At 61.4% G+C, this 6,972-nt stretch carries 8 protein-coding genes; 5 read left to right on the plus strand and 3 right to left on the minus strand.

The window, feature by feature from the left end; all coding sequences use genetic code 11:
• Positions 1-1,428: HAD-IC family P-type ATPase (locus VK519_RS01865; RefSeq protein WP_324347109.1), on the minus strand; the 1,428-nt coding region annotated here is incomplete at its 3' end.
• Between the two features lie 175 nt (positions 1,429-1,603).
• Here VK519_RS01865 and VK519_RS01870 point away from each other — a divergent pair.
• Together VK519_RS01870 and VK519_RS01875 are read left to right on the plus strand one after the other, a co-directional pair.
• Positions 1,604-2,272 carry a YoaK family protein gene (locus VK519_RS01870; protein ID WP_324347111.1) on the plus strand — a complete coding sequence of 223 codons (669 nt, stop codon included), beginning with the start codon at positions 1,604-1,606 and terminating at the stop codon, positions 2,270-2,272.
• 92 nt (positions 2,273-2,364) lie between these two features.
• A complete protein-coding gene (locus VK519_RS01875; RefSeq protein WP_324347113.1) occupies positions 2,365-2,823 on the plus strand; it encodes a PA2171 family ribosome-binding persister protein in 459 nt (152 codons plus the stop codon).
• Positions 2,824-2,857: 34 nt separating this feature from the next.
• On the opposite strand, the gene VK519_RS01880 is transcribed toward VK519_RS01875, so the two are convergent.
• Together VK519_RS01880 and VK519_RS01885 are read right to left on the minus strand one after the other, a co-directional pair.
• Positions 2,858-3,382: a Spy/CpxP family protein refolding chaperone gene (locus tag VK519_RS01880; protein ID WP_324347115.1), complete on the minus strand. Its 525-nt coding sequence runs from the start codon at positions 3,380-3,382 to the stop codon at positions 2,858-2,860.
• A gap of 61 nt (positions 3,383-3,443) precedes the next feature.
• Positions 3,444-3,710: a hypothetical protein gene (locus tag VK519_RS01885; protein ID WP_324347117.1), complete on the minus strand. Its 267-nt coding sequence runs from the start codon at positions 3,708-3,710 to the stop codon at positions 3,444-3,446.
• 865 nt (positions 3,711-4,575) lie between these two features.
• Between VK519_RS01885 and VK519_RS01890 the strand changes: the two genes are divergently transcribed.
• From VK519_RS01890 to VK519_RS01900, 3 genes are read left to right on the plus strand one after another with little or no spacing between them, the layout of a single operon-like run.
• A complete protein-coding gene (locus VK519_RS01890) occupies positions 4,576-5,199 on the plus strand; it encodes a (2Fe-2S)-binding protein (RefSeq protein ID WP_324347119.1) in 624 nt (207 codons plus the stop codon).
• Positions 5,200-5,209: 10 nt separating this feature from the next.
• Positions 5,210-6,208, plus strand: coding sequence for an FAD binding domain-containing protein (locus VK519_RS01895; protein WP_324347121.1), 999 nt, complete (start codon positions 5,210-5,212; stop codon positions 6,206-6,208).
• A 20-nt stretch (positions 6,209-6,228) separates the two neighbouring features.
• Positions 6,229-6,939 carry a xanthine dehydrogenase family protein molybdopterin-binding subunit gene (locus VK519_RS01900; RefSeq protein ID WP_324347123.1) on the plus strand — a complete coding sequence of 237 codons (711 nt, stop codon included), beginning with the start codon at positions 6,229-6,231 and terminating at the stop codon, positions 6,937-6,939.
• Positions 6,940-6,972 lie beyond the last annotated feature (33 nt).

A 6,972-nucleotide genomic window follows, 5' to 3' on the forward strand; every position in this document is an offset into this window, starting at 1 on the left:
CATCGCCTTGATCCCGGCGCGTTGAGCTTCCGTCATCGGCAGGATCTCGTCGCCGGCCTTGGCGTAGGCACAGGTCGACAGCATCTCCTCGACGGCGCCCTTGCACACCAGCAGATCACCGCCATTACCATCGTTCACTACCACCGACATGCGGCGGCGCTGGAAATCGAAGGGAATCTCATCGACGATGTGGAAACGCGCGGCAGTGGGCTCGAGGTTGCGATGCTCCAGTACCGCCTTGTCCATGAGGTTCTTGAGGCCTGTCTGGAAGCGGCTGTTAAGGTAGCCGTATTCCAGTGCCTCCTCGGACTCTTCGCCGTACAGGTCGAGGTGGCGTTCGAGTACGATCTTGTCCAGGGTAAGCGTGCCGGTTTTGTCGGTACACAACACGTCCATTGCGCCGAAGTTCTGGATCGCGTTCAGACGCTTCACCACCACCTTGCGGCGAGACATCGCGATGGCGCCCTTGGCGAGGTTGGCGGTCACGATCAGCGGCAGCATTTCAGGCGTCAAACCGACCGCCACGGACAGCGCGAAGAGGAATGCCTGCAGCCAGTCGTGCTTGTCCAGGCCATTGATGACGAAGACGATCGGCACCATCACTGCCATGAAGCGAATCAGCAGCCAGCTCACGCTCTTGACGCCACGATCGAAGCCGGTCTGCACGCGCTTGCCGACGACATTGCGCGCCAACGAGCCCAGATAGCTGCGCGGCCCCGTGGCCACCACCACGGCCGTCGCTATGCCACTGACCACGTTGGTGCCCATGTAGCAGACACTCGGAAGATCCAGCGGATTGTCGGCTGCGCCCGGCTCCGGTTCGTCGGAAATCTCGCGATGGGATGGTGCGGCCTTTTCCACCGGTAGCGATTCGCCGGTGAGGATGGCCTGGCTGATGAAGAGGTCCTTCGCGCTCAGCAGGCGCAGGTCGGCGGGTACCATGTCGCCGGCGGCCAGATGCACGATGTCACCAGCCACCAGTTCAGACACCGGCACATCGATTCGCTCGCTATGACCGTCCGCGGCACGGCGTGACAGCGTCGCGGTGTTACGCACCATGGCTTTCAGCTTCTCGGCGGCCTTCGACGAGCGATATTCCTGGGCAAAACTCAGGAACACGCTGATCGAAACCATCACCGAGATGATCGTCGGACCGGTCAGGTTCGTAGGGTCGGTCAGCAGCTGCACCGCCGCCAGGACAAGCAGCACCACGATGAACGGGTTCTTGAACGCGTGCAGCAACTGAAGCAACCAATGCGGCGGCTTCTCATGCGACACCTCGTTCACGCCGTCCCGATCCAGCCGCTGGGCAATCTGCTGTTCGTTGAGCCCGGCAGTGCTGGTATCCAGCGCGGCGAGCAGTGCCTCGTTATGGCGGAACGCTTCCATCGCAACGGATACGCGGACCGGGGCGTAGGCGAGCTTCATAGCCCATCTCCTCGTAACGGCGCCGTGGGCAGCCGTCAGGAGTGGGCCGGTCTTCCCTATGCCTTGGTTTGGTTGGACAACTTCAATAGAGTTCCATGGCCGGATGTGACGTGCAACCGATCCCGCGACAAAAGTCCGTAAAATTTGCGACCGACCGGAGGTTATCGTGGTCCCTATGTTTCCTCGCTGGATCTGGCCCTGGGCGGGCGTGCTCGCCCTGATGGCCGGGTTCGTCAACGCGGTAGCCATCCTCGACTCGCACGAAGCGGCCACTCACCTCACGGGAGTCACCACGGCCGCGACGGCCGCAGTGGCCCTGGGAAATTGGCCGGTGGCTGCCATTCTGGGCCTGGTCGCCCTTGCCTTCCTGATCGGGGCCGCCATGAGCGGCGCCCTGCTGCGCGCGCCACGTTGGCAATCAATGCGCCATGTGAGCGTGCCTTTTTTCCTTGAAGCGGCCAGCCTGGCCGTCGGGGGACTTCTGCTGGGCGGTCATCCCACGACGGGCCTGGCGCTGTGCGCATTTGCCGTCGGGCTTCAGAACGGCACCAGCACAATCACCACTGGCGCGCTGATCCGCACATCCCACGTTACCGGGATACTGACCGACCTGGCCGTCTCGCTCGGCCAGGCGCTCCAGGGACGACCTTGGGATCGGCGACGTGCCTCGGTGTGCAGCATCGTGTTTGGCGGCTTCGTCGTCGGTGCGTTCGCCGGCGCATGGGGCTTCAATCGCTGGGGTGGGCTGGCATTGGTGTGCCCTGCAGGGGTGGCGGCCATGGTTGGCCTTTGGCATGTGAAGGTTGGGACGGAAGTGAGGCCATCGACATTGGTCTCTCCATAGTTCGACCCGCTTGCAGCCCTGCACACGACACGTACCCTGGATTCACGGACTCCGTGAAACCCTGCGATTCCCAGCCAACGCCAGGAAACTTCGTGGACGCCATCCAATTGCTCAAAGCCGACCACAAACTGGTCAAAGGGCTGCTTGCCGAACTTGCCGAGACCTCGACGCGCGCCACCAAAAAGCGTGAAGAGTTGCTGCATAAAATTCAGGTCAACCTGAAGGCCCATACCACCATCGAGGAAGAGATCTTCTACCCGGCGTTCAAGGAGGCGGGCAAGAAGGAAGAAGCCAAAATGTATTACGAGGCACTGGAAGAGCATCGCGCCGCTGGAGACCTGGTTCTACCGGACCTCTTGAGCACCGAGGAAGGCAGCGACATGTTTTCAGGCCGAGCCAAGGTCCTGAAAGAATTGATCGAGCACCATGCGGACGAAGAAGAAAAAGAGATGTTCAAGGATGCGAGAACGCTGATGACCAAGCAGCAGCTCAACGAACTTGGCGCCCAGATGGAGAAGCGCAAGCAAAAGATCTTGCGTGAACTGAGCTAGGCCCCTTGGCCCTGCTTGGTCAGACTGTGCGCCATCAGCCCGCGGATGATGAACTGGCTGGTTTGCCGCCCTTGTGCCGGTTATGTGGACCCTTGTTGTGTCCCAATTTCTGATTGCGATACAAGGTATCGGCAGTTTGTTTCTGCTCGTCCGATAGCACGGCGTAGAGGTCGCTGAAGGAGGATGAAAGTTTCTTCATGTTGTCGGCATGCGTCTGGGTAAGGTCGGCATACGACTTCATGGCATCGGGCGCGCTCATCGACGACAGCTTCTGCGAGCGCTCATGAAAGGCCTGGCCCGTATTTTTCGCGTTGTCGCGCATGACCTGGGCGAAGGCATCCCATTGCCTGGACTGCTGATCGGTGATTTTCAGCTGTGTGTGCAAGTCGCTGATGCGGCGTTCCACCGAGTCGGCGCGGCGCTGCGCATGCGATTTGGCGGGCGTGCTCGAGGTGGCAGCGCCCGAGGGTACTGGTGACTGCTGGGCCCAGGCCGCAGGTGCAAGCAGGGCGAGCGAAAACAGGGCGGGGACGGCGACCTTGCGAATGACGTTCTTCATTTATGGATGCTCCGATTCGATGCGGGAAGACAGGCGTTCCGTTGCGGCAGCGCTGCGCTGTTTAATAACCGTCGTCGTAATACACGCCCGGTGGCGGTGGCGGCGGAGCATCGCGATAGACCACTGCCGGTGGCGGTCGTGAAGCATTCGAAACGGAGTTGGCAATGACTGCGCCAGCCACCACGCCGAGCAACGCACCAGCGATCACGTTGCCGGAGCCGCCACCGCGATGGCGGTCACGGCCGTTGTAGTGCGCCGGCGGTGGACGGTGATAGCCACCACCGTGCCGATAGCGCTGGGCATCGGCCGGCATGGACGTGGCGAGCATCGCAACGGCAACCATCGCAAAGGTGCAATTTCGGCATAACGGACTTAATGAACTGCGGATCATCAACGTATCCTCCTTGGCAAGGTGGCTCCCCAAGGGTATACAGCCATGGATTTACTCAAGGCAAGTGCGTCTGGCTCGCTTTATCGCTGCTTGACCGTGCACTTGTGGTCTTGGTGTGACGATGGAGGAAGTCGACCTCCGTCCGAAGCACGTCGGCGAACCCTGCCCCACCCTCATAGACGTCATAGTGACCACCGGCGCTTCGGAACAATTCCGCGCGCGGTGCCATGCGAGCGACTTTGAGCGCGGCCGGTACTGGTGCAATGGAGTCTGCCTCCGGGACGACGAGCAAGAAGGGGATACGCACGTCGGCGGCACGCCGCACGGGTCGACGCCAAGAGAAGCTCAGCAGAGATCGCGTGGCTACGCGGTTGTGCCATCGCGTCCCATCCTTCGGGGTCATGAGCCTCTCCCCGAACACGACGGCGGGATGGGGGCCGCTGCCCTCGGGCGTGTAAACCCACGCTTCGATCATGTCGCCCGACGCCGTCGGAATCTGCCACTCCGCTAGGTCGCATTGACATCAAAAGATGGTCTCATAGTATTGAAATACTTTGATTTTATGCTGGTCGCTTCCTTCAGCATGGCTGTATCATCCGCGGCCACGCCCGTACCTCCCCTACTCCCTCGCCTACCCGGACCATAATCCTTCTCTGGGTTCGTGGCATCGACAACACCATCCGGCACCGGTCACCGAAACTTGATCATTTTTGGCGTATGTTTACTGGATAGTCCGAACGCGCTCGATCCGGGCTATCCGCAATTATCTGCGTAACGGAATCAGCCAGCCCTGGAGCCAGCCATGTCCGAAAAGAAGCCTGGAGACATTGTCGATATCCAGCTCGGTCGACGGAATTTCCTCCAGATCGTCGGTATTACCGGCGCGGCTTCCGGGTTGGGATTGCCGATCGCGGCCCAGGCGGCTGCCATCGCCGCCGTGGCGCATTCTGCTGCCGATGCCGATGGCCTGGTTTCAGTGCAGCTTAAAGTCAACGGCAACGTGCAGACCCTGAAAGTCGATTCCCGCACCACGCTTCTGGATGCGCTGCGTGATCATCTTCAGCTGACCGGCACCAAGAAAGGCTGTGATCACGGCCAGTGCGGCGCTTGCACCGTGCACGTGAATGGTCGACGGGTGAATTCCTGCCTGAGCCTTGCGGCGATGCATGAAGGCGACGAAGTCACCACGCTGGAAGGCCTGGGCCAGCCCGGCAACCTGCATCCGATGCAGCAGGCCTTCCTTGAGCACGACGGTTACCAGTGCGGTTACTGCACCTCGGGCCAGATCATGTCGGCGGTAGCGCTGATGAAAGAGCCCTGTGGCCCTGCCAATGCCGATGTCAAGGAAGCGATGAGCGGCAATATCTGCCGTTGTGGCGCCTATTCCAACATCGTTGCGGCCATCCAGCAGGTCCGCAAAGCCTGAGGAGCGAAAGATGGAACCGTTTGCTTTTTCTCGCGCCACCGACGCAGCCAAGGCGATCAGCGCCGCTGCAAGATCATCGACTGCCCAGCAGGGCGCCGAGGTACGTTTTGTCGCCGGCGGCACCACCCTGCTCGACCTGATGAAACTCAACGTCGAGCGGCCGACGCAGGTGATCGACATCAACCATCTGCCGCTGGCCGACGTCGAACGCACGCCCGATGGCGGTCTGAAGATCGGCGCATTGGTGCGCAATTCCGACCTGGCCCATCATCCGCTGGTGCAACGCGACTACGCAGTGCTGTCGCAGGCCTTGTTATCCGGCGCCTCCGGGCAGTTGCGCAACATGGCAACCACCGGCGGCAACTTGCTCCAGCGCACACGCTGCGTGTATTTCCGCGATACCAACATGCCGTGCAATAAGCGAGAGCCCGGCACAGGGTGCTCGGCCATCGACGGATTCAGCCGCACCCTGGCCATCCTCGGTACCAGCGAGCACTGCATCGCCACCAATCCGTCGGACATGAATGTCGCGCTGACCGCGCTGGAGGCGACCGTGGTGATCCGTGGCACCGGGGGTGAACGCCGCGTGCCGATCGGCGAATTCTTCCTGCTGCCTGGCGATACGCCGCAAAGAGAAACGGTGATGATGCCGGGGGACCTGATCACCCACGTGATCCTGCCGCCGCCGCACCCGGGCGCGCGGTCGCATTACCTGAAGCTGCGCGATCGCGCCTCCTATGAGTTCGCGCTGTCGTCGGCGGCGGTGGTGATCGCCGTGCAGAGCGGCAAGATCACCCATGCCCGCGTCGCCATGGGCGGTGTAGGCACGAAACCCTGGCGCTCGCCCGAAGCCGAACAGGCACTTCAGGGGCAGCCTCCGAACGAACATACATTCGCTACTGCCGCTGCGGCCGCCTTGAACAACGCGAAGCCACAAAGCGAGAACGGCTTCAAGGTTGAGCTGGCCAAGCGCTGCCTTACCCATGCGTTATCCACCGTGGCCGCCTAAAGCGAGTTGAGGAACTTTTCATGTCTGAAGATGCTTCCAGCGTCACTCCCCTGCCCGTCGTCGGCAACCAGTACGCCCGCGTCGATGGCCCACTGAAGGTCAGTGGCGCCGCCCGCTACAGCTCCGATCACAGCTTTCCCGGCATGCTCTATGCCGTGCCGGTCTGCGCCACGATAGGCAATGGACACATCGACGCGATCGATACTCGCACCGCTGCAGCGATGCCTGGCGTGCGCAAGATTTACACGCGTGAAAACATCGGCACGCTCTATCGCATACCCAAATCGTCCAAGGCGATCATCGACGAGCGCCGCCCACCGCTCGAAGACGATGTGATCCGCTATTACGGACAGTACGTCGCCCTGGTGGTTGCCGATACCTTCGAGCAGGCCACTGCTGCGGCCGACAAGGTGAAGGTCACCTACAAGGGCCAGCAGGCGCCGAATGTCGCGGTAAAGCTGTCGGCCGACGAAAAGCCCAAGGCCGACACCGAGCGTGGCAATCCCGAAGCGGCATTCGCCTCGGCGGCGGTCAAGGTAGACCAGACCTATTCCACGCCGCCGGAAACGCATAATCCAATTGAGCTGCATGCCAGCGTGGCAACCTGGGACGGCACGCGCTTCACGCTCTACGAAACCACCCAGGCCATCGTCAACTTCAAGGGCGTGATGGCGCAGATGCTCGGCGTACCCAGCGAGAACGTCCGCGTGGTCACTGAATTCCTTGGTTAGGGTTTTGGCGGAAAACTTTGGCCGTGGACGCAG

This window comes from Pinirhizobacter sp. (assembly GCF_035317885.1).
In the GTDB taxonomy this organism is placed as follows: domain Bacteria; phylum Pseudomonadota; class Gammaproteobacteria; order Xanthomonadales; family Rhodanobacteraceae; genus Pinirhizobacter.